The organism is Streptomyces sp. NPDC059248, assembly GCF_042753905.1.
Classification (GTDB): Bacteria; Actinomycetota; Actinomycetes; order Streptomycetales; family Streptomycetaceae; genus Streptomyces.
Genome location: NZ_JBHYZV010000012.1, coordinates 75,694 through 97,432 on the forward strand (window position 1 = coordinate 75,694; position 21,739 = coordinate 97,432).

The 21,739-nt window shown below is 72.8% G+C and carries 21 protein-coding genes and 1 pseudogene; 10 read left to right on the plus strand and 12 right to left on the minus strand.

Going from position 1 to position 21,739, the window contains the following annotated elements:
* Positions 1 to 72: 72 nt before the first annotated feature.
* The 6 genes from ACFXG1_RS07570 to ACFXG1_RS07595 form a co-directional block, all read right to left on the minus strand.
* Positions 73 to 330 (minus strand): hypothetical protein, encoded by a 258-nt coding sequence (locus ACFXG1_RS07570; protein WP_384707896.1) that lies wholly within the window; start codon positions 328 to 330, stop codon positions 73 to 75.
* Between the two features lie 65 nt (positions 331 to 395).
* The gene (locus tag ACFXG1_RS07575) at positions 396 to 1,106 is read right to left on the minus strand and encodes a hypothetical protein (RefSeq protein ID WP_384707893.1); all 711 of its coding nucleotides are present in this window, start codon (positions 1,104 to 1,106) and stop codon (positions 396 to 398) included.
* Positions 1,107 to 1,458: 352 nt separating this feature from the next.
* Positions 1,459 to 2,676, minus strand: coding sequence for an ABC transporter permease (locus ACFXG1_RS07580; protein ID WP_384707890.1), 1,218 nt, complete (start codon positions 2,674 to 2,676; stop codon positions 1,459 to 1,461).
* Entirely contained in the window at positions 2,673 to 3,476 is an 804-nt protein-coding gene (locus ACFXG1_RS07585; protein ID WP_384707887.1) for an ABC transporter ATP-binding protein, read from the minus strand. Before ACFXG1_RS07585 ends, ACFXG1_RS07580 begins: the two co-directional genes overlap by 4 nt.
* Positions 3,473 to 4,546, minus strand: coding sequence for a peptidoglycan-binding protein (locus ACFXG1_RS07590; RefSeq protein ID WP_384707884.1), 1,074 nt, complete (start codon positions 4,544 to 4,546; stop codon positions 3,473 to 3,475). The genes ACFXG1_RS07585 and ACFXG1_RS07590 overlap by 4 nt, the downstream gene beginning before the upstream one ends.
* On the minus strand, positions 4,543 to 5,070 hold the full coding sequence (locus ACFXG1_RS07595) for a hypothetical protein (protein WP_384707881.1): 528 nt from the start codon (positions 5,068 to 5,070) through the stop codon (positions 4,543 to 4,545). Before ACFXG1_RS07595 ends, ACFXG1_RS07590 begins: the two co-directional genes overlap by 4 nt.
* A 125-nt stretch (positions 5,071 to 5,195) precedes the next feature.
* On the opposite strand from ACFXG1_RS07595, the gene ACFXG1_RS07600 reads away from it, so the two are divergent.
* The 6 genes and pseudogenes from ACFXG1_RS07600 to ACFXG1_RS07625 all read left to right on the plus strand — a co-directional run bounded on the left by ACFXG1_RS07600 (position 5,196) and on the right by ACFXG1_RS07625 (position 10,976).
* The gene (locus ACFXG1_RS07600) at positions 5,196 to 5,876 is read left to right on the plus strand and encodes a response regulator transcription factor (protein WP_384707878.1); all 681 of its coding nucleotides are present in this window, start codon (positions 5,196 to 5,198) and stop codon (positions 5,874 to 5,876) included.
* A 98-nt stretch (positions 5,877 to 5,974) separates the two neighbouring features.
* Positions 5,975 to 7,162 (plus strand): sensor histidine kinase, encoded by a 1,188-nt coding sequence (locus ACFXG1_RS07605; protein ID WP_384707875.1) that lies wholly within the window; start codon positions 5,975 to 5,977, stop codon positions 7,160 to 7,162.
* A 141-nt stretch (positions 7,163 to 7,303) separates the two neighbouring features.
* Positions 7,304 to 8,485, plus strand: coding sequence for a helix-turn-helix domain-containing protein (locus ACFXG1_RS07610; protein ID WP_384707872.1), 1,182 nt, complete (start codon positions 7,304 to 7,306; stop codon positions 8,483 to 8,485).
* 121 nt (positions 8,486 to 8,606) lie between these two features.
* Positions 8,607 to 9,008, plus strand: a pseudogene (locus ACFXG1_RS07615) (transcriptional regulator); the annotation flags it as partial.
* Positions 9,009 to 9,118: 110 nt separating this feature from the next.
* Entirely contained in the window at positions 9,119 to 10,051 is a 933-nt protein-coding gene (locus ACFXG1_RS07620; RefSeq protein WP_384707869.1) for an FTR1 family protein, read from the plus strand.
* Positions 9,966 to 10,976: a hypothetical protein gene (locus ACFXG1_RS07625; protein ID WP_384707866.1), complete on the plus strand. Its 1,011-nt coding sequence runs from the start codon at positions 9,966 to 9,968 to the stop codon at positions 10,974 to 10,976. Before ACFXG1_RS07620 ends, ACFXG1_RS07625 begins: the two co-directional genes overlap by 86 nt.
* Before the next feature lie 99 nt (positions 10,977 to 11,075).
* On the opposite strand, the gene ACFXG1_RS07630 is transcribed toward ACFXG1_RS07625, so the two are convergent.
* Complete coding sequence (locus tag ACFXG1_RS07630; protein ID WP_384741558.1) at positions 11,076 to 11,831, minus strand: bifunctional DNA primase/polymerase; 756 nt, start codon at positions 11,829 to 11,831, stop codon at positions 11,076 to 11,078.
* Between the two features lie 256 nt (positions 11,832 to 12,087).
* The gene (locus ACFXG1_RS07635) at positions 12,088 to 12,693 is read right to left on the minus strand and encodes a TetR/AcrR family transcriptional regulator (protein ID WP_384741560.1); all 606 of its coding nucleotides are present in this window, start codon (positions 12,691 to 12,693) and stop codon (positions 12,088 to 12,090) included.
* Between the two features lie 339 nt (positions 12,694 to 13,032).
* Between ACFXG1_RS07635 and ddaH the strand changes: the two genes are divergently transcribed.
* Positions 13,033 to 13,815 (plus strand): dimethylargininase, encoded by a 783-nt coding sequence (ddaH, locus tag ACFXG1_RS07640; protein WP_384709234.1) that lies wholly within the window; start codon positions 13,033 to 13,035, stop codon positions 13,813 to 13,815.
* Positions 13,816 to 13,899: 84 nt separating this feature from the next.
* On the opposite strand, the gene ACFXG1_RS07645 is transcribed toward ddaH, so the two are convergent.
* From ACFXG1_RS07645 to ACFXG1_RS07655, 3 genes are all read right to left on the minus strand, one after another.
* Positions 13,900 to 14,916, minus strand: a complete 1,017-nt coding sequence (locus tag ACFXG1_RS07645; RefSeq protein ID WP_384741562.1) for a small ribosomal subunit Rsm22 family protein — start codon at positions 14,914 to 14,916, stop codon at positions 13,900 to 13,902.
* 88 nt (positions 14,917 to 15,004) lie between these two features.
* Positions 15,005 to 16,399, minus strand: a complete 1,395-nt coding sequence (locus ACFXG1_RS07650; RefSeq protein ID WP_384709188.1) for a Bcr/CflA family multidrug efflux MFS transporter — start codon at positions 16,397 to 16,399, stop codon at positions 15,005 to 15,007.
* A gap of 129 nt (positions 16,400 to 16,528) precedes the next feature.
* Positions 16,529 to 18,169, minus strand: a complete 1,641-nt coding sequence (locus ACFXG1_RS07655; RefSeq protein ID WP_384741564.1) for an alkaline phosphatase D family protein — start codon at positions 18,167 to 18,169, stop codon at positions 16,529 to 16,531.
* Positions 18,170 to 18,384: 215 nt separating this feature from the next.
* Here ACFXG1_RS07655 and ACFXG1_RS07660 point away from each other — a divergent pair, with 215 nt between their 5' ends.
* Together ACFXG1_RS07660 and ACFXG1_RS07665 are read left to right on the plus strand one after the other, a co-directional pair.
* Entirely contained in the window at positions 18,385 to 18,720 is a 336-nt protein-coding gene (locus ACFXG1_RS07660; RefSeq protein ID WP_384709194.1) for a MazG-like family protein, read from the plus strand.
* A gap of 111 nt (positions 18,721 to 18,831) precedes the next feature.
* On the plus strand, positions 18,832 to 19,437 hold the full coding sequence (locus ACFXG1_RS07665) for a class I SAM-dependent methyltransferase (protein WP_384709197.1): 606 nt from the start codon (positions 18,832 to 18,834) through the stop codon (positions 19,435 to 19,437).
* 33 nt (positions 19,438 to 19,470) lie between these two features.
* Here ACFXG1_RS07665 and ACFXG1_RS07670 read toward each other — a convergent pair whose 3' ends face one another.
* Positions 19,471 to 20,082 (minus strand): hypothetical protein, encoded by a 612-nt coding sequence (locus ACFXG1_RS07670; protein ID WP_384709200.1) that lies wholly within the window; start codon positions 20,080 to 20,082, stop codon positions 19,471 to 19,473.
* Between the two features lie 345 nt (positions 20,083 to 20,427).
* Between ACFXG1_RS07670 and ACFXG1_RS07675 the strand changes: the two genes are divergently transcribed.
* A complete protein-coding gene (locus ACFXG1_RS07675) occupies positions 20,428 to 21,582 on the plus strand; it encodes a C45 family autoproteolytic acyltransferase/hydolase (protein ID WP_384741567.1) in 1,155 nt (384 codons plus the stop codon).
* Positions 21,583 to 21,739: the final 157 nt, after the last annotated feature.

Genomic DNA, 21,739 nt, shown 5'->3' on the forward strand with positions numbered 1-21,739 from the left:
GTGAGACCCGGCCGCAGATCACACAGGGACCGCCAGTCGGTGGCGGGAGGGGCTCGGTGAGACTGTCGCGGGTCATCGGCGGAGAAGCCCGGGCGGCAGGGGGATATAGCTGCCCGGGGGCAGGACGTACAGTTTGCGCCGCCGCCGGGCCTCCTCCTCCCGGGCGCGGAGGACGGCCTGCGCCTGGTCCTGGGTGGGGCTGGTCCAGGGCCTGCGCCAGGGGTCGGTTCCGGTCGGCGGCTCCGGAGCGGCGTGACGGCCGCGCCTCGGCCGGGGCGGGGCCAGGAATCGCATGACCCCTTCGAGTGCGTGAACGATGAGGTCGATCACGGTCGTTCGGCTCCTTCTGCAAGCTGATCGGGAAGCCCCGGCCCCGTACCGGCGCTCCCGTGTCGTCAGTGGCCGGTACGGATCGCCCGGCGGGCGTCGCTCTCGACGGCCATCGGGTCGGCTCCGGCGGCGATCCGGCGAAAGGCTTCGACCCGCCACCCCCGGGGCAGTCGCCGCACGCGGTGAGCGAGTTCGGGCGCGTCGATCGTGCGCAGGTGGATGTACTCCGGCGGCGCGGGCGCCTCGCCTTTCTCGGCGTACGCGCACGCCACCGCCAGCAGCTCCGCGAGGGCGACCCGCTCGGGGTCGCGGGTGCGGGCGCCGTGGTGAAGGTCCCGGAGGACGGCCGCGCGCCAGGCGACGGGCAGTCGGCTCCACTGCCGCAGTAACGCGACGGCCGTCTCGGCGTCCTGGGTACGGTCGGGATCCACCTCGGGCCAACGCCCGGCCCCCGCCGGATCGCACAGGGCGGCGAAGTACGCCACGTCCATGCACAGCGCCGCGATTCCGGGCCCGTACTCCTCACCGCCTTCGACGGGCCAGGTCCGGCCGATCGCCCGCGCGTCCGCCACGCACCAGGACAGTGCGGCGCGGGTGTGCTCGGGAAGCGACTCCCCCACCACGGACGCCGTGAGCACGTCCCGCACGAGTGGCCCGACGCGCCCCGCGAGCCGGGCCACGACGGGCCACTCCTTCAACCGCCAGCACGTCAAGGCATCCAGTGCCTCGCGCACTCCGTCCAGACCCGGCTGGTGCACGACTTCGGATTCCCTCATCAGGTCCCCTGTCCCATTTCCCCGGCAATATGGAGGTAACTCCTCCGTACAGCGAGTCAACGCCTGGGCGAACAGGGGGCCTTGCACAACTCATGCACGCTGTGGCGCCTGTGGCCGAAACGGCCGTGACCGCGGCGCGGATCCGGACGCGGAGCGGGGCGATGTCCCATGCCACACTCGCGGTGGCGCAGCTGCGAGGCGGCGATCCGGAGGCCGCGCCCACGACGGCACATTCCGCGAGGACGACTGCAAGGTCCGCACCGGCACCCTGCCCCGCGCCATGGCCTCCCCGCGCAACCTCGCCATCAGCGTCTTCCGCCAGGACGGCCGGACCAACACAGCCGCCTCCTCCTCACGCGGCGTGCAGCGCCAGCGTCGGCGACAGGCGGGACGCCCGTACCGCCGGATAGAGGCCCGCGACCGTACCGATCACCAGTGTCGCGCCGAACCCGCCGCCGATCGCCCAGAGCGGAACCACCCACGGCAGTCCGCTGCTCGTCGCGTGAACGCCCGTCGCCGCCGACCCGAGGACGACGCCCGCCACGCCCCCGAGGCCGGACAGCAGCAAGGACTCGGTGACGAACTGGCCCCGGATCTGCCCCCGGGTCGCGCCGATGGAGCGGCGCAGTCCGATCTCGTGCCGTCGCTCCAACACGGAGATGATCATGGTGTTGGCCACCCCGACACCGCCCACCAGCAGGGCCACTCCACCGAGGCCGAGCAGGAGATTGCTGAACGCGCCCTCGGTCGCGGCCTTTGCCTGGAGGCCGGCCGACGGGTCCGTGACGTTGACATTGCGCGGGGCCTGCGGGTCGACGGTACGGGCGAGGAGGCCGTGGACCCTGCCGACCTCGGCGTCCGCCGAGCGTTCGTACAGCGTCGTCGGGTGGCCGTCGAAGCCGAGCCTGCTCTTGCCGATGTCCCACCCGACCAGCGCCGAGCGCGCGATCTCGGGTGAGAGCGGCAGGTCGTCGAGGATGCCGAGAACGGTGAAGTACTGGCCGTCGATGTACACCCGCTGGCCCGGCCGGGAGATGCCGAGGCGGTCCGCCGCGACATCGCCCAGCACGACCGCCGGGTATGCGCCGGTGGCCTTGTTGAGCCAGGTCCCGGTGCGGAGACTCCCGCGCAGGGTCGTGAGCAGGCCCTCGGTGGCGGCCTGAACCGTGATCCCGCCGGTGATGTCCTCGGAGATCTTCTCCGACCGTCGTACGGAATGCTCCAACTGGCCGGTGCCACCCACGTGCTCGACACCGTCGATCCTGGCCACCTTGCCGACCGCGTCCTCGGCCATCGGGATCTTCTTCCCGGTCAGCAGGTCGTCGCCGGGGGTGACCACCAGCATGTTGGTGCCCAGCTTGTCGAGCTCCTGGAGGACCTTCTCCCGGCTGGACGCCGAAATGCCGACCACCGAGATCATCGTGGCGATGCCGATGGCGATCCCGAGGGCGGACAGCACCACCCGCAGGGGGCGGCTGCGCATCCCGGCCGTCCCGGTGTGCAGGATGTCGCGCGGGGTCAGCCGGGCCGCCTTGAGTTTCGGCCGCTGCCGTTGCCGTTGCGTGCTCATGGGGCGTCACCCCGTATCCACGTACCTACGTGCCCTTGCGCCGCGCTCGGCCGTGCCGCGCTGTCCTGGGCGATCCGCCCGTCCCGGATCCGTACCTGCCTCGGCAGCATCCCGGCGATCTCCGTGTCATGGGTGATGACGGCGATGGTCGCGCCCTCCTGGTTGAGGTCGTGGATCAGTTGCATGACCGCCTTGCCGGACGATGTGTCCAGCGCGCCGGTCGGTTCGTCCGCGAGCAGCAGGTCGGGTTCCCCGACGACCGCGCGGGCGATGGCGACGCGTTGCTTCTGGCCGCCGGAGAGCTCGTGCGGCCGGTGCTTCATCCGGTCGCCGAGGCCGACCCGCTCCAGAGCCCGGGCGGCCCGCTTGTGCCGTTCGGCGCGGGGCAGCCCGGAGTAGAGGAGCCCTTCGGCCACGTTGTCCCGGGCGCTGATGCCCGGCACCAGGTGGAACGCCTGGAAGACGAAGCCGATGTGCTGGGCGCGCAGTGCGGAGAGTTTGCGGTCGGACAGCCGGCCGACGTCGTGTCCGGCGATGGCGACCGAACCGGCCGTGGGGCGGTCGAGGGTGCCGACGATGTGGAGGAGGGTGGACTTTCCCGAGCCCGAGGGGCCGACGATCGCCAGCAGTTCTCCCGCGTCGATCCTCAGGTCCACTCCGCGCAGCGCGGCGACACCGCCCGGGTACTCCTTGGTCACGCCGGCCAGCTGGACCACGGGGGCCGGGGTCCGGTCCGGGACGGCAGCCGGCGCCGCCGGGCCGGACTCGGCCGCGCGCGGATACGGAGAGGCGCCGCTCATGGCTTCGGCACCCCGACCTTCATGCCCGCGCGCAGTCCGTCGCCCGTCACCTCGACCCGCCCCTGGGCGAAGAGACCGAGCTTCACCTTGAACTCGCGCACCTTGCCGCCTTCGACGACCTGGACGCCGAAGGAGCCGTCCTCCAGGGCGAGCAGCGCGCCGACCGGAACACTGAGCACGTTCTTCCGCGTCTCACCGCGGAACTCGACGGTGGCCGGGGACCTGTCGAAGCCCTTGACCGCTGCCGGGTCGTCGAAGGTGACGACGATGCCGATACGCGGCGTCTTGTCGGCCGGGTCCGAGCCCGGCTTCGCCACGGAGGCGACGGAGGTGACGGTCCCCTTGACGACGGTGCCGTCGGGCAGCTCCACGTCGACCTTGCCACCGGTCCTGGCCAGCGACGCCTCGGAGACCTTCGCCTCCAGATGGACGACACGATCGGAACCGGTCGTGGTCAGGATCTTCTGGCCGGGCGCCGCCTGGTCGCCCACCGCCGCGTCGGCGCTCTGGATTCGTACGGGCCCCGTGGCGAAGGCGATCTGCTCCGGACCGATCCGGCCGGTCCGCTTCAGACCGTGCGCCTTCTGCCACCGCTTGACCGCGTCGGCGGTGCCGGAGGTGTACTTCTCGTCGACGGCGAGCCCGGTCCCGTATCCGAGGTCGCGGAGGTTCTCCTCCAACTGCCGTACGTCGGTGCCCTTGGAGCCGGTCTTCAGTGCGCGGTACATCGGCTCGGCCCCGTACATCAGCCGGACGTCCTGGCCGTTGACCGCGTACAGCCTGCCGTCGCGCTGGATCCTGGAGCCGCCGGGTGCGATCCGGGTCAGCGTGCCGGCCGTGCCCGCGTTGATCTTGTGCTGCCGGGAGTAGCCGAGGGTGCCGTCGATGCCGGTGCTGTTGCTCAGGTCGCCCTTGACCACGGAGGCGGTGGCGGGCGGGAGGCCGGCCCGGCCCGCCCGGCCGTCCCGGCCCTCTTCGGGACGCGGTTCGCCGAGGGCGGTGACGGCGAAGCCGCCGCCCGCGACAGCCGCGACCAGTACGACGGAGACCGCCATGGTGCGGCGCCTCACGCGGCGCACTCGTTCAGGGCCGTCATGAACTTGTCGGGGTCGGCGCCCTGGGGGACTCGGAAGGGCTCGGTCATACCGCCCTTGGCGGGCTTGGGATCCGGCAGGGTGAAGCCCTTGCCGCGCAGACACTGGATGATCTTGAGCTGCTGGTCCGACTGCTGCTGGTCCGAAGCACCGTCGCCGCTGCCGCCCTGCGACAAGGACCCGCAGGCCTCCAGCGCCTTCTGCCACTTCTCCGGCGGGGAGCCCTCCGGAGGGGCGAGCAACTGCGCGCGCGGGTCCGTGCCCGGCGGGAGGTCGGCGATCTCGATGCCCTTGTCCCGGAGGCACTTGCGCCGCTTCTGGTCCCTGTCGACGTAGTCCGCCGCGCTGTCGTCCCCACCCGAGCCGCCGCCCTGGGCGACCGGGTCCCCGGACTGCGACGAGTCCCCTCCTCCGTCGGAGGAGCCGGAGCACCCGGAGACGAGCAGGGCCAGACCGGCGATGCCCGAGGCGACGGCCACGGCGAGCTTGCGATTCCTCATGGTTCCACTTCCCTTACGGACGCACCTGTGTGCGGACGAGAGGAACAGTGGTCGAAGGAGCCGTGTCGCTTCCCTTACCGACCTTGTCACAGCGCCGAAATGTCACCATCGGGTAGACAGGGCACATGCGTGTACTACTGGTGGAAGACGAGGCGATCCTGGCCGAACTGATCGCCGAGGGGCTGCGCCGCGACGCGATCACGGTGGACATCGCCCACGACGGCGCCATCGGGCTGCGAAAACTCCGGACCAACGACTACGACGTGCTCGTACTCGACCGCGACCTGCCCGGCATGCACGGTGACGAGGTCTGCCGGCGCGTCGTGGCGCACCGGCTCCTCACCCGCGTACTGATGCTCACGGCATCCGGGACCGTGCGGGACCGCGTCGAGGGCCTCGGTCTGGGCGCCGACGACTACCTCACCAAGCCGTTCGCGTACGACGAGCTGCTCGCCCGGGTCCTGGCCCTGGGCCGCCGGGCGCAGCCCGCGCTGCCACCGGTGCTCGAACGGGGCGGCATAGTGCTGGACATCCCACGGCGGCGGGCCAGCCGGAACGGGCACCACCTGAATCTGACCCGCAAGGAGTTCGCCGTGCTCGAAACGCTCATGCGGGCCGACGGCTCCGTCGTCAGCAGCGAGGACCTCATCGAAAAGGTGTGGGACGAGCACACGGGGTACGACACGAACCCGGTACGGGTCGCGCTGAGCCGGCTGCGGGGGAAGCTCGGGGAACCGCAGGTGGTGGAGACGGTGCCCGGGGCGGGGTACCGAATCGCGTACAACGCGGCGCGGGGCGCGCGTTGACCGCGCGTCCCCGCGCACGCCGGGCTCCGCGGCGGATCACGCGTGTCCGGCTCGCGAGTGAGCGGGCCCGTCTCACCGCCCTCTACGGGGGCCTGCTGATGACGGCCGGATGCGTGCTGGTGGCGGTCATCTACCTGCTCGTCCAGAACGAGCTGGAATCCCGCATCGTCAGGGCGGTGGATCCGAAGCTGGAGGGCGTCTGGACCGAACTACGGGCCGGCGATACCGCCGAGCTGATCCCGACGGCGGAGGCGGGCAGCCATGCGGTGACCCAGACCGTGCAAGTGGCCACAGCCGCCACGCTCCAGCGACTGCTCACCATGTCCGCGATCGCCCTCGCCGCCTACGCCGCTCTCTCGGTGCTCCTGGCCTGGTGGATGGCGGGCCGGGTGCTGCGGCCCGTCGGCCTCATCACGACCACCGCACGCAAGCTCTCCGGAGAGAATCTCCACCAGCGGATCGACCTGAAGGCACCGCCGGGCGAACTCAAGCAACTCGCCGACACCTTCGACGAGATGCTGGGCCGGATCGAACAACTGGTCACGGCCCAGCAACGGTTCGCCGCCAACGCGGCGCACGAGCTGCGCACACCACTGGCGATCCAGCGGGCGCTCGCCGAGATCGGTCTGGCCGATCCCGACCCCGAGCCGGAACGGATCAAGTGGATCAGGCGCCAGCTCATCGACGCGGCCGACAACAGCGAACAGCTCATCGAGTCGCTCCTGCTGCTCGCCGCCAGCCACGGAGGCGACCTGGAGCACTCCGAACCGGTGGCGCTCGGCGAGACCGTCGCGATCGTCGCCGCCGGTTTCAGCGACGAGGCACGAGGACGGGGCATCACCATCCGGACATCGACGGAACCGATGACCGTCGAAGGCGACCCCGTACTGCTCACCCATCTCGTGAACAATCTGATGGGCAACGCGGTCCGCTACAACCACCGCGACGGCACGATCGGTATCACGGCCACGGCCGGGGACCGCAGTCTTGAAGTCACCAACACGGGACCGGCCGTTCCCGCCGAGGACGTGCCACTGCTCTTCGAACCCTTCCGCCGCCTGAAGGAACGCAGGCACGCGGCGGGCGAAGGCGTGGGCCTCGGTCTCTCGATCGTCACATCCATCGCCCGTGCCCACGGTGCCGAGGCGACGGCGGAGGCGAACCCGGGCGGGGGCCTCACCGTCCGGGTGGTGTTCCCGGAGCGTTCGAGCGGATCACCCAAGAACCGTTCCGACGGCCGGACGTCACGCGCCGCGCGCAACGGCGTCGGCCGCGCCGCACCCTGACCGATCGAGGACACCCGCGTACAGCAAGTCAACGCCTGGGCGAACAAGCGGCCTTGCCCATCTCATACACGTTGCGGTGCCTGTGGCCGAATGGCCGTGACTGCGGGGTCGAACGGGACGTGCTAGGGCAGACTGGAACCTATGAGCACCGGTGAACAGCCGCCTGGGGCGAATGTGGCCGCGCTCCGCAAGGAGCGTGGCTGGTCTCAGATCAAGCTGGCACACAAGGCAAACGTGTCCGTCTCCTTGCTCTCGAAGGTGGAGGTGGGTGACCGGACGCTCACCCACGCCACGGCGGCCGCCGTGGCCGGAGCCCTGGGCCTGAGCGTGGCCGAGGTGCTGGGGCGGGCCCGCGTATCGCGGGACGGGGAGGAGTCGCTGTCCGCCCTGCGGTCGGCGTTGCGGGACTACGCCGTGCCCGGCCGGGACACCGTGGCCGAGGGCCGGATCGGCGCCGGACTGGTACGGGCCGGAGAGCACCGGGACGGGTTCGAGGTGCGGGAGCTGCTGCGGCTCCTGCCCGGGCTGCTGCGCGACGCCACCACCCACGCGTACGCGGTGAACACGGCGGAGAGCTGGATGGCGCTCGCCGAGGTCTACAGCGCCGTCTACTGGGTCGCCGCCCGTCATCGCTGGATGGACCTGGCCGAGCTGGCCGTGACCCGGCAGCGGTGGGCCGTGGAGCAGAAGGCGACCCCGCTGGGGGTGGCGGTCGCCGCGCGGGACCGGGCCGGGGCGTATCTCAATGGCGGGGATTACGAGGGCGGTCTCGCCCTGGTGGACCGGGCCGTGACGGAGGCCGAGGCCGGTCTTTCCGGGCAGGAGCGGGCGTTTGCCGTGGGGGTGCTCAATCTCCGGGGGATGACCCTCGCGGGGCGTCTGGCGGACAAGAAGGAGGGCAGGCGGGAGGCGGAGCGCCATATCGCCTCCGCGTGGCGGGTGTCGGACGAGCTGGGCGCCGAGTGGAACCGGGTCGGCATGCTCTTCGGTGCGATGAACACGGCAACGCATGTCCTCGCCACCCGTCTCGACCTGGGTACGCCCCACGAGGCGCTGTCCATCGCCGCCGGGATCGATCCCGTACTGGCCCGGCTCACGCCCACCCGTACCGCCGCCACACGGATCAACATCGCCCGCGCCCAAGTCGACACCGGCGACCGGGACGGCGCGCTGGAGAGCCTCGGCGCCGCGTATGAGGCCGCCCCTCAGATGGCGCGGCTGAACCCGATGGGCCGGGAGGTCCTCCGGGTGGTGGCGTCCCTGCACCGCAGGAGCAATCCACGACTGCTCCGGCTCGCGAAACTCTCCGGCATCAAGCTCTGAATCGCTTCCCGTCGAACGAGGGGGAGTCGACATGGACCGCAGGATGTTTCTTGCCGCGTCGCCACTCGTGGCGACAGCGGTCGCCGGCCCTCGCCCGATCAGCCGTCGGCGGCCCGGGTGCGGCGATCCCGACGAGGGGCGCAGGCTGACGCAGGCGGGGCGACAAGGGCTCAAGGGGGTCGATTCCCCGGCCTGTCTCGCGGATCTGTGGGCTCTGGAGGCCCGTGCGCTCGCCGTTCTCGGGGACGAGGCCGGGGCCGTGCGGGCGGTGGGGGCACAGAACCGGGCGCGGCGCGGGGCGATGTCCCATGCCACGCTCGCGGTGGCGCAGCTGCGGGGTGGTGATCTGGAAGCCGCGCACGCGACCGGGCTGCGGACCCTGGAACTGGCGCGGCGGGTGCGGTCGTCCCGGTCTGTGGAGGCGGTCCGGGACGTACAGCGCCGGATGGTGCCCTTCGGGCGGCACCCGCTCGTCGCGGACTTCAACGAACGTGCCCGGCACCTTCTGGCGGTGGCGGCGTAGGCCTATCGTTCGCCAGGGGTCCGTACGTACGGCCGAAACCGGGCTGATCTCACCGCAAGTCGCTCCGCCGGCCCGTGGGGCGCACCAGGGGGAAGGGCGGTCGCTCCGTCATGGACGGTACGTTTCTGTTCGGTCTGCACCTCGGGCTCACGGTCGGGGTGGTGATGGCTCCGCTCCTCGCCACATGTCTCAGGACGGGCCGGGGAGACCTGGTCGGTCCGGCCGTGATCGGGGCGGTCGGCACGCTCGTGCTGCTTCTCGTCGCCGAGTCGGTTCTCGATTCCGGTTCCCGCTATCCGACCGCCAAGGCCGAGATCGTCATCGCCGGGTCGCTGTCGCTGGCCGGCGCCGCGGTACTGACCTGGACGGTGTACGAGATCCGGCGCGCCGGGGAGCGTCGGTACGAGCCGTCCCGCCGGGCCGTGTACGCCGGGGCGACGGTGGCCGCCGCCGTGTTCTCGGTGACGCAGGGCGGACTGCTTCCCGCCCAGTTCCTGTCATCGGCGGCCAAGGCGTCGACCGGCGCGAGCGCCAGCCCGCAACCGCTCGCCGAGGTGGCGTTGGGGCTGTTCGCGGCCGCCGTGGTGGGGCTGCTGCTGTTCCAGGGCCTGCTGCGGATCCGTCCTGACCGGTGGTTCTTTACCGTGACCACCGCCCTGCTGGCCGTGGTCACGGCCGGAGTGCTCTCGATCGCCGTCAACAACCTCCAGTTCGGCGATGTGATCGGCGGCGACCTGACCCCGGTGTTCGACGTGTACGCGACGGTGCCCGCGGACAGTTGGTACGGCACGGTGCTCTCGGCGCTCTTCGGGTTCCACCCGGCGCCCACCGCCCTCCAGGTCACCGTCTGGTCCCTGTACGTGGTCCCCACGCTCCTTCTGCTCCTCGCCCCGATAGGGTTCGGTCGTTCAGTCGGGGGCGCTGGGGCCGAGGGGAAGACGACCGATGGTGAGGCCGATGCGGGTGGGAGTGCGGCGCCGGGGCCGTGGGGCGGCCGGTACGGGGCTCGTGGCGGCGACGGCGGTACTGGCTCTGACCGCTAGCGGATGCGTGACGGTGCACGGGGAGCGTGAACTCGTCCCCAACGCGACCGACGCCGAGGCGGCGAGCGCGCTGAAGGAGTTCGTCACCGGCTTCAACGCCGCCGACAAGGCGTACGACTCGACCCTGGACTCGGACCGGGTCACCGGCGCCCTGGGGGCGGTCAACCAGGCCGGGATGAAGTCGCGGGGCGTGACGTATCCGAACGGCAATCCGCGGCACGTACCGCTGGAGCTGTCGGACGTCACGTACTCGATACCGAAGAAGGCGGGCTGGCCGCGGTACTTCCTCGCGGACGCGGACCCCAACCGCGATCGGGACGGCGGTCCCGATGACGAGCGGTGGCTGCTGGTCTTCCTGCGCGGCGGGCCGTCGGACATCTGGAAGGTGACCTATCTGAACGTGCTGCCCGCCGGGAAGGTGCCGAAGCTGAAGAAGGACGGCAAGGGGTACGTGGAGATGCTCCCGGCGACGACGGCGAAGCTGGCCGCCCGCCCGGTCGAGCTGCCCAAGACGTACTCGTCGTACATGCAGTCGGGGACGCCCCCGGTCTTCGCGGACGGGCAGCACAGCACGGGCTGGCGGGAGGCGCGGCGGCGGACGACCAACCTGCCGGGGATCTCCACCCAGTGGATCGACCAGCCGCTGGACACCGGCGACTTCGCGCCGTTGGCCTTCGCGACGGCGGACGGCGGAGCGCTGGCCTTCTTCACGATCCGCACCTACGAGCGGCAGACCGCGGCGGCGGGGGTGGACATCCCCGTCCATCCGGATGTGAAACCGCTGCTGACGGGTGAGGTGAAGACCTCGATCACGAAGGAGCGGGTGTCGGCACAGGCGACGCTCGTCCCGGCGGCGGGCGGCGGCGCGGCGAAGATGGAGATCCTGGGGCGGCTGGTGGGCCTCACCACCGCGAAGGGCACCTGAGGCGGATCCGGGGGCCGGGGGCGCGTACCGCGGCGTACGGGATACGGAGAACGGGCCCGGCGGCTTCCGCGGCCGGGCCCGTACCACCGGGTCTTCCGCTCATTGGTGGAGCGGCCACGCCTCCTCCTGGCGGCCCCGCTCGATCGCGTAGCGCGCGCAGGCGTCGGTGAGGGCGCCGAGGAGGATCAGGGGCTCGGGGAGCGGGTGCTCCGGGCCGCGTACCCAGGTGACCGCGTGGTCACCGGGAAGCCGGGCGGGCGGCAGGAGGACATAGCTGCCCCGGCAGTGCCAGCGCAGGCCGGGATGCTCGTCCATGGTCTCCGGATGGCAGTCCAGCTCGCACGGCCACCACTCGTCCTCGTCCTCGGGAGTGCCCCGGGTCTGGGTGAAGAAGAGCGCGCGGGCGTCCTCGCCGTCGCCGCCGACCTCGGCGACCGGGCCGACCTCGACTTCCTGCTCCAGCAGGCGGTCGAGGGCGGCGCGCCCGGCTTCGAGGGGGACGTCGAGCACGTCGTGGACCATGCCGGTCGCGGTGACGAAGTTGGCGTCGGGGTCGCCCTGGGCCCAGCGGCGGACCTGGGCGGCGTCCGTCGTCGACTGGGTCTGCCAGGCGAAGGAGACGGGGTGCCGGCCGGGGGTCGGACAACCGATGCGTTCGCACGAACACCGGTAGGCGACGGGGTGCGCGGCGGGCGCCAGCGGCATACCCGCGGCGGCGACGGCAAGCAGCAGATCCTCACGGCCGGAGTCCTCCGGCTCACTGTCCCGTGAGCGCCTGCGCAGCCAGCCGGCCAGCCTGCCCTCGCGGGGGAGCCCGTTCCCCGTGCCGCGGTAACGGCCTTTACCGTCGCCCATCTATCCCCTCACACGTCACTGCTCGCCCCTCGCGGTCTCTGCCATGGTCCCACCATCGGGCGCCTCGGGTGTCCACTGTCCCCAACCAGGGGAGCTGTCGGCGCATTCCGGCGCGTACGGTGGCGCGGTCCGGGATACTGCCCCGCGCGGGCGCGGACGAGGCGCGACAAAGGTGGTACGGGGGCCCGCGGCACCGCACAGGGGCCGTGCGGCGGCTTTCGGGGGCTCCCGGGGCGCGGGCCGCGAGTGGCGGGGATCACCCGCGTGGGCGCAGTCCGTACAGGGCGTACTCGACGAGACGGTCGGTGTAGTCGTGGGTCAGCGGCAGGGTCCGCAGCAGCCAGCGGTGCAGCAGCGGGCCGACGAGGAGTTCGACGGCGATCCTCGGGTCGATGCCGGGGTCGGCGTCCCCGGCGGACTGCGCGGACCGGAGCCGTTCGGTGTAGAGCCGCAGCCCCGGTTCGAGGAGTTTCTCCAGGAACTCGGCGCCGACCTTCTCGTCGACGATGCCCGCGGCGGTGAGGGCGCGGGTGGGGCCCTCGTACCGGGGGTCGGTGAGTTCGTCGACGCTCGCCCGCAGCACGGTCTTGAGGTCGGCTTCGAGGTCGCCGGTGTCGGGGAAGGCGCCGTGCGCCGGGTCGGCCGGGGCGACCAGGTCGAGAAAGGCTTCGAGCAGGACGGCGGCCTTGGAGGGCCACCAGCGGTAGATGGTCTGTTTGCCCACGCCCGCGCGGGTCGCGATGCCCTCGATCGTGGTGCGGCCGTAGCCGACCTCGGCGACGAGGGCGAGCGCGGCCTCGTAGATCGCGCGCCGGGAACGCTCGCTGCGGCGGTTGGCGTCGGGGGTCCTGGTCTCTGCCATGCCGCCCAATCTAGCAAGGGGTGAGGCGATACGTATCGTCTCGCAAAGGGTCGGGGAAGGGGCGGGGGCTTGAGGCTCGGGGGCGCGGCCCGGGGGCTCGGGGCGCGGGACCGGGAGGCACGGGCCGGGGGGGCGGTCCGGGGGGGGGGGGGCGCGGGCCCGGGATCCGGGACCGTATCGACGCACGTCGGGTGCGTTTTCCGGGACTTGGCCGCACCATTGGCTTCCACGCATACCCGCGTAACTCCCGCGCACACCCGCGCGGACGCCCGTCGTTTCGTCCGTGAGGAGCCCACCTTGCGCTCATCGCTCCGCGAAGCATCGCCCCGCCGTTATCTGATGTGCCCACCCGCACACTTTCGGGTGACGTACTCCATCAACCCGTGGATGGACCCGGCCAAACCCGTCGACCTGCCGCTCGCCCTCACCCAGTGGGAGGACCTGCGCGACCGCTACCGCGCCTTCGGACACACCGTCGAACTGCTGGACCCCCGTCCCGGCCTGCCGGACATGGTCTTCGCCGCCAACGGCGCGACCGTGATCGACGGGCGGGTGCTCCTCGCCCGCTTCGCGCACCGCGAGCGCGAGCCCGAGGCCGCCGTCCATCTGGAGTGGTTCCGCGCCGCCGGTTTCACCGGGATCCACGAACCGGCCCATATCAACGAGGGCGAGGGCGACTTCGCCGTCACCTCGTCGTACGTACTCGCCGGGCGCGGCTTCCGGTCGTCGCCGCTCTCCCACGACGAGGCACAGGAGTTCTTCGGACGGCCGGTGATCGGCCTCGATCTGATCGACCCCCGCTACTACCACCTCGATACGGCCCTCTGCGTCCTCGACGACGCGGGCGACGAGATCATGTACTACCCGGACGCCTTCTCGCCCGGCAGCCGCTCGGTGCTCTCCCGGCTCTTCCCCGACGCGCTGATCGCCGGGGAGGGCGACGCGGCGGCGCTCGGGCTCAACGCGGTCAGCGACGGACGGCACGTGCTGCTGCCGCAGGCGGCGGTGGGGCTGTTCGAGCCGCTGCGCGACCGGGGGTTCGAGCCGGTCGGGATGGACCTGGGCGAGCTGCTGAAGGGCGGCGGCAGTGTGAAGTGCTGTACGCAGGAGATCCGGCTCTGACGCCGGGACCGGTCCGGGTGGCCCCGCGCGGGGCGCCCGGACCGGGCCCGGTCGTTCCGGGACCGCCGGCCCGGGCGTAGGGGCTCAGTCCTCCTCGGGCGGCGGCCACGCGTCGCCCCACACCGCGTCGCGGGCCTCCTTGTACAGCGCCCCCTGCCGCTTGGTGACGTTCACCCGGCCGAGATCGCCCGCGCCCTCGCACAGGTCGAGCAGAACGAGGCCCTTGCGGATCTGGGGGCGCCGGGTGATCCGGGCGGGCGCGGCGGCGACGGGGAACCGGGTGGCGACGACATAGCTGAACTTCTCGTCCTCGTGGCCCAGGGATCCGCCCTTCACCTGCCGGTGCAGCGACGAGCGGGCCACGCGCGCGGAGAAGTGGCACCAGTCGGTACCGGGCGCGATGGGGCAGGGCCCGCTGTGGGGGCAGGGCGCGGCGATCGTCATCCCGGCCGCGACCAGCAGATCACGGGCGGCGATGATCCGCTCGTAGCCGTCGGGGGTGCCGGGCTCCACGACCACGACGGCCGACGCCGCCCGCGCGGCCTCGGCGACGACGGCGGTACGGTCGGCCCCGGTCAGCTCCTTGAGTACGTACGAGACCGTGACCAGGTCGGTCGCGTCGATCCTGAGCGCCCCGCTGATCCGGGCGCGCTCCCAGCGGGCGCCGTAGGGGCCCGCGTCCCCGGCGGACTCCGCCAGCTCACGGCCGAGCGCGAGGGCCGGTTCCGCCCAGTCGAGCACGGTCGTCGTGGTCCGCCACTCCCCCGCGACGGCCCAGCTCGCGGCGCCGGTGCCGCCGCCGATGTCGGTATGGGTGGCGGGCGTCCAGCCGGGGGCCGCCGCCCGCAGCGCCCGGAGGGCGGACCGTACCGCCTCGAAGGTCGCGGGCATCCGGTACGCCGCGTACGCGACGACATCGGCCCGGTCCCGCAGGACCGGCGCGTTCGTGGGGGTCTCGCCCCGGTAGTTCGCGATCAGCCGCTCGACGGCCTGCGCGGCCCGGTTCGGCGGCAGCCCCTCCACAAGACCGGCGAGCCCTCGGCGGAGGGCGTCGGCGGTGAGATGGGGGTCGGGGACGGGGCGGGGGCGGGTGTCACTCACCGGGTGATTCTAGGCGGTACGGGGACAGTGGTACGGGGCCGGAGCCGTCGAGGGGTCGTACGCCTCCGGAGCCGTACCGCCGCCCCGCTCAGAGCCGGGACACCGACCGCCACGGGCGGCACAGCACCAGGAAGCTGGTGACCGCCGCCAGTCCGCAGGAGAGCTGGACGACGGCCATCGGGACCGCCGTGTCCTCGCCCGCGAGGCCCACCAGCGGGGAGACCAGCGCGCCCATCAGAAAGCCCGACGTGCCGATCAGGGCGGACGCCGAGCCCGCCGCGTGCGGGGTGCGGTTGAGGGCGAGGGCCTGGGTGTTCGGCATCGCGAGCCCCTGCGCCGACATCAGGACGAAGAGCCCCGCCGCGACCCCGGCCAGGCCCGGTTCGCCGAAGACCCCGGTGGTCATCACGACCAGCGCCGCCGACGCCAGCACGATGATCGTCAGTCCGCAGGCCAGGGCCTTGTCGAGACTGACCCGGCCGATCAGGAGGCGGCCGTTGATCTGGCCGACGGCGATCAGTCCGATGGAGTTGAGGCCGAAGAGGAGGCTGTACGCCTGCGGGGACGCGCCGTAGATCTCCTGGACCACGAACGGGGACGCGGCGATGTACGCGAACAGGGCCGCGAAGGAGAAGCCGCCGGTCAGGACGTACCCCGTGTACACCCGGTCGCCGAGCAGCCCGCGCATCGTCCGCAGCGACTCCCCGACACCGCCCGGGCGGCGGCGCTCCGGCGGCAGGGTCTCCGGCAGCCACTTGAGGATCACCAGGGTCAGCAGTGCGCCGACCCCGGTGAGGACGAGGAAGATGCCCCGCCAGTCGGTGAAGCGGAGCACCTGGCCGCCGATGACCGGCGCGATGACGGGCGCGACCCCGGAAATCAGCATCAGGGTGGAGAAGAAGCGGGCCATCGCCACGCCCTCGTACAGATCGCGGACGACGGCACGGGCGATCACGATGCCCGCCGCGCCCGCGAGTCCCTGGAGCAGCCGCAGGGCGATGAGCGTGCCGGCGTTCGGGGCGAAGGCGCACAGTGCCGTGGCGACGACGTACACCACCATCCCCGTCAGCAGCGGCACGCGACGGCCCCAGCGGTCGCTGAGCGGGCCGACGATCAGCTGGCCGAGGGCGAGTCCGGCGATACAGGTGGTGAGGGTGAGCTGGATGGTGGCGGCGGGCGCGGAGAGCGAGTCGGTGACGGCGGGCAGGGCGGGCAGATACATGTCCATGGAGAGCGGGGGCAGTGCCGACATGCCGCCGAGGACGAGGGTGACGAGCAGCCCGGCCCGCCGCGCGGCGGGCATATCGCTCCCGGACACCGCGGGGGCCTGTGCGGCCGGGACCGGGGTCGCCGGGACCGGGGTCGCGGGGACGGCGGGTCCTGGGACCGGGGCCTCGGGAGGGGCCGCCGCCGGATCGTTCGGGGGCGCCGCGGGCCCCCCGGGTATGTGGTCCCCCACCGGACCGCTCGACCGCTCGGTCATCGCCCTCCCCTTCCGTCGCCCCGCCACGCCTTCGTCGAATCTCCGCCCATGCTCTCAGTCCGGCGTCCTGAGCAGCAGGGCCGGTCCGCCGCTGGTCCGCCACCGGGGCCCACCGGGGGCCACCGTCGCTCAGACCGGCCGCAGCCCCGGATCGCCGGCGACCGTGACGAACGAGCCGGCCGTTGCCATCGGCGCGCCCGGTACGGTCACGGCGGCCAGCACCCTGAAGTCGGCCCGGACGGTGTCCTCGCGCAGGGTGAGGACCGTATAGCCGCGCCGTCCGTCGTAGAACCGCAGATGCGGATTGGCGAGGGTCTGGTCGGCCCAGTTCGGGGGCCGGGCCGCGCCGTCGCGCCCGCTGCTGACGGACGTGGTGACGAACTCGGTGCCGACGGTCGGCGACGCCGGGTCGTCCCAGTCCCGTTTGAGGTCGAATCCGTAGCCGACGTGGACATCGGCGGAGAGGACGACCAGATCACGGATCCCGGCCGCCGCCGCGCCCGCCAGCAGCCGGTCGCGGGCCGCCGGATAGCCGTCCCAGGCGTCCGTACTCAGCCGGTGTCCGGCCCCTGGCGCGTCCCGCCGCCGGGCGAGGACGACCTGCTGCGCCAGCAGGTTCCAGCGGGCGGCCGACCGGTGCCAGCCGTCGAGGAGCCAGCGCTCCTGCGCCGCCCCGGTCATGGTCCGGCCGGGCGCGTGCAACGCGGGCCCCGGGATCTGCCAGCCGGGGCCGCACACCTGGTCCGAGCGGTACTGCCGGGTGTCGAGTACGTCGATCTGGGCGAGCCGTCCGAACCGCAGCCGCCGGTAGAGCCGCAGATCGGGGCCGCGAGGGCGCTGCGCGGCCCGCAGCGGCTGGTTCTCCCAGTACGCGCGGTACGCCGCCGCCCGCCGCAGCAGGAAGTCCTCGGGCGCCCGGCCGTCCGCCGCCGCCCCGGCCGCGTAGTTGTCGTCCGCCTCGTGGTCGTCCCAGGTGAGGACGAAGGGGTGGGCGGCGTGGGCGGCCCGCAGATCGGGATCGGAGCGGTAGAGGCCGTACCGCAGCCGGTACTCCTCCAGCGTCACGGTCTCCCGGTCGAACCGGTCGGGCAGGACCCGGTCGGTGTACGCGCGGGCGCCGCCGGTCGGCGGGACCGGGTACTCGTACAGATAGTCGCCGAGATGCACGACGGCGTGCAGATCCTCGGCCGCGAGCCGGGCGTGCGCCGTGAAGTAGCCGTCGTGGTACGCCTGGCAGGAGACGGCCGCCAGCCGCAGCTCGCGCACCCGGGCACCGGGCGCGGGGGCGGTCCTGGTCCGGCCCGGCGGACCGAGCCAGGGCCCGGCGCGGAACCGGTAGTGGTACACCCGGTCCGGTTCGAGACCGGGGACCTCGACCCGGACGCTGTGGTCGAGTTCGGGGTGCGCGAAGGCCGTACCGCGCCGGACGATCCGGGTGAAACGGGCGTCGTACGCCAGCTCCCAGCGGACCGGGTAGCGGCCGGGCCGCAGCCCGCCGCCGGGTTCGTACGGGCGCGGCGCCAGCCGGGTCCACAGCAGCACGGAGTCCGGCAGCGGGTCACCGGACGCGACCCCGAGCGTGAAGGGGTCGCTCCGGATCCGGGCCGGGTCGAGGCCGGCCGCGTGGGCGCTGCCGGGCAGCCCGGTGGCGAAGGCGAGCAGGGCGGCGGCGCCGGTGGCGGTGAGGGCGCGACGGCGGGGGACATGGAGGACATGACGGGCGGCGGCCCGGAGTTCGGCGGGGTGCGCGGCGGGCGCGGGGCCGCTCACCGGGGTCTCCCGGGACGGGGGCCTGCGCTGGGACCGGGACCTGCGGTCGGGCGTCCCCGCGGATATGACGTCACCGACCGATGTGACCATGCTGTTCGGCCCGGCGCGGCCGGATTCGGCGGGATATCTTCTGTGTCGACCCATTTGTTTCACAACGCGGGTGCGTCCGGGCGCCCCTGGTCGCCGCTCCCCTCCGCCGTGGGAGGCTGCCCCACATGTACGACGCGATGGACGACGCATCCGTCTGGCCCACGGTCGACCGGCTCCGCGCCTGGCTCGACGCGGCGAACGACCGCCCGGCGGAGCAGGAGTTGCTGCTGCGGGTGCTGAAGCTGTCCGAAGAGGTCGGGGAGGTCGCGGAGGCGGTCATCGGGGCGTCGGGCCAGAATCCGCGCAAGGGGCATTCGCACACCTGGCGCGATGTGGAGGCCGAGCTGTGCGATGTCGTCCTCACCGCGATGGTGGCGCTGCGGACGCTGACCCCGGACGCGGAACAGGTCTTCACGGCCCATGTACGGGAGGTGGCGCGGCGGTCGCTGAGCGGCGACTGATCCCCGGCCGGAACGGGCCAACGGCGGGACGGCGCCTGGATAGCGGGCGCTTCACCCCGTGATCGGCGGATCCGGCGGCCGCGCCCCACCCCTGACCACTACCGTGCTCCGATGACCGAGTACTGGAACCACAACACCCATTACCACCCACTGGTCCTCGGAGCGGTCCCGCCCGGCGCGGCGAAGGCGCTCGACATCGGCTGCGGGGAGGGGCTGCTCGCCAAGCGGCTGGCCGGCCGGGTACCCGAGGTGACCGGGGTCGATCGGTCCGGGGAGATGATCCGGCTCGCCCGGGAACGCGCCGGCCCCGGGATCGGCTTCGTCGAGGGGGACTTCCTCGACCCGGCGGCGCCCGGGCTCGCGAGCGGCACCTACGACCTGGTGAGCGCCGTCGCCGTACTGCACCATGTGGATCTCACCGCCGGGCTGACCAGGATGGCGGACCTGCTGGCACCCGGCGGGCGGCTGGTCGTCATCGGCCTCGGCCGGGAGGGCCGCGACCCGCGCGACTGGGCCCTGAGTATCGGCGCCGCGATCCCCGCGGCGGCTGTCACCCGGGTCAGGTCCAGGCGCTCCGACGCCCCGGAGGTCCCCGTCATGGACGCGGTCACCACCTTCGCCGAGGTGCGGTCGGCCGCCCGGTCGCTGCTGCCCGGCTGCTCGTTCCGGCGGCTGCTGCTGTGGCGGTACGCGCTGATCTGGCGGAAGCCCGGCTGAGGCGGCCCGCACACCGGGTCGGGAGGGGCGCGGTCAGCGGAGGCGGTCGGCGAACCGGCGGCGCAGGGGCCGGTAGTCGTACCGCGGGAAGACCTCGGGGAAGAGGGCGAGCATCGCCGTCAGCCGGGTCCGCAGCCGGAGACCCCCGGGGTCCCCGGGGTCGTGCTCGCCGCCGAGGCCGTGCTCCGTGAAGAGGCGCTGCCAGCCGAAGGTGCCCCGGGTCAGCAGCAGGGCGTCGAGATAGCCGGAGTGGTCGAGGTCGAGCGGACACAGGCCCTGGTCCCCGTCGTCGTACCAGATCTCCGGTGCCCGCCCGCCGGACCGCACGCGGAGGAAGACCTGGTCGCCTGGGCCGTTCTCCGGGGCGCCGTCGAGGGCCCGCAACTCGTCGAGGGGGACGAGGGGTTCGGTATCGGCGACGGACTCCGGCGGCGGGCCCTCCAGGGCGTGCGGCAGGGATCTGAGGCGGAGTTCGCCGCCGAAGCCGTGGTCGGGCGCGGCCCAGCTCATCCGGAGCCGCCCGGACCGCGGCGCCCCGGTGCCGCCGGGCGCGTACCGGGCGGAGTAGACCTCGATCGCCGGGCAGCTCCGCATCTCCTCCAGGACGTCGAGCCAGCGTCGCTCGTACGAGGACGGCTCCGTCATCCCGCTCCCCTCCCCAGGGTCGGCGTCGGTGCGCCGCAGCCTATGCCCCGCCCCTCGGGCCGACTACGGCCGGTCGCCCGCTCCGACCGATGGCCGCGCGGGAACCGTCTTCGGTCCCCGGTCCCGGGCCGGGGATCATCCCTCCGTCGCGCGGTCGGCGACCATCGGCGGCCTTCGGGGCGCGGCCGCCTCCGGGTGATCGATCTCATGAACGGATATCGGCCACCGGGGGCCTTCTGGCCGATGTCGAGGCGTACACCGCCCCAGGGCCCGGGTACGGCTGAAGGGGTCGTTCCGCGTACCGGGACGGCAGCCGACCGCCGCCGATGGAGGACAGAGCGCGTGATGACCCCGGAACCAGTCAACCCCGACCCCGAACCCGGCACCGCCCCCCAGGCGCCCCCGGTCGTCCGCACCAGCGGCAGCCCCCGGGACCGGGGCCGCCAGTACGGGGCCGCGGCACGGCGGCGGGTCCAGTTGTCGCTGGAGAGTTACGAGGGGATGTACGCGCACTTCGCGGGCCTCGACTGGGCCGCGGCGACGGCGCTCGCCGAGACCTTCGTCCCGGTGATCGAGGCGTTCGACGCCGACTATCTGGAGGAGATCGGAGGGATCGCCGACGGGGCGGGGGTCGCGTTCCCCGACGTACTGGCGCTCAATCTGCGGACCGAGATCCTCTTCTCGGCCCGGGCCCGCACGGCGGGCGGCGGCCCCGGACCGCACGAGTGCACGGCGTTCGCGGATCTGCGCGGCCCGGAGCCGATCGTCGGACAGAACTGGGACTGGCTGCCCTTCGCCCATGACACGGTGGTGATCCTCCAGACCGAGCCGGTGAACGGCCCCCGCTGGGTCTCGGTGGTGGAGGCCGGTCTGCTCGCCAAGTTCGGGATGAACTCCGCCGGTCTGACGGTCCTCACCAACGCCCTGGTCACCTCCGAGGACCGGGGCAGCCCCGGTATGCCGTACCACCTGCTGCTGCGGGCCCTGCTGGAGTCCGAGTCCGTCGAAGCGGCCGAGGAAACCCTCCGTACGGCCCACCGCTCGTCCTCCGCGAACTACCTGATCGCCGCCGGCAACCGGGCCCTCGACATCGAGGCCCGCCCGGGCGGCCCGTCCACCCTGACCCGCCACCCGGTCGCCCCCGGCACGCTCTTCGTCCACACCAACCACTTCACCGCCCCGGTCGCCACGACGGACGTCGGCCCCGCGGTCTTCCCCGACACCCACGCCCGCCACCGCCGCGCCACGGCCCTGGCCGAACAGATGCCCTACCCCTCGGTCGCGGCCTGGCAGGAAGTACTCCGGGACCACGAGGGCCGGCCCGAGTCGATCTGCTGCCACCCGAACCCCGAGGCCCGTCACGAGCTGGAACGCAGCTCCACGGTCGCGAGCGCGATCGTCGAACCGGAACGCCGGACCCTGCATCTGGCCCTGGGCCGGCCGTGCACGACGGAGCGGGTGTCGTACGAGTATCGGGACTTCTTCAAGGGGCGGGGGTAGCCCCGCCGGGCCCGGTGCCCGCCGCGACGAACGCCGGAGCGCCCGGGCGGGTGACCACCCGGGTGCTCATACGGTGTATCGACGGATCCCGCGTCACCCGCGGGGGCGGGCGCATTTGGCGCAGCCGCTCCATGTGGCGGGCGGCCGGCACGGGCAG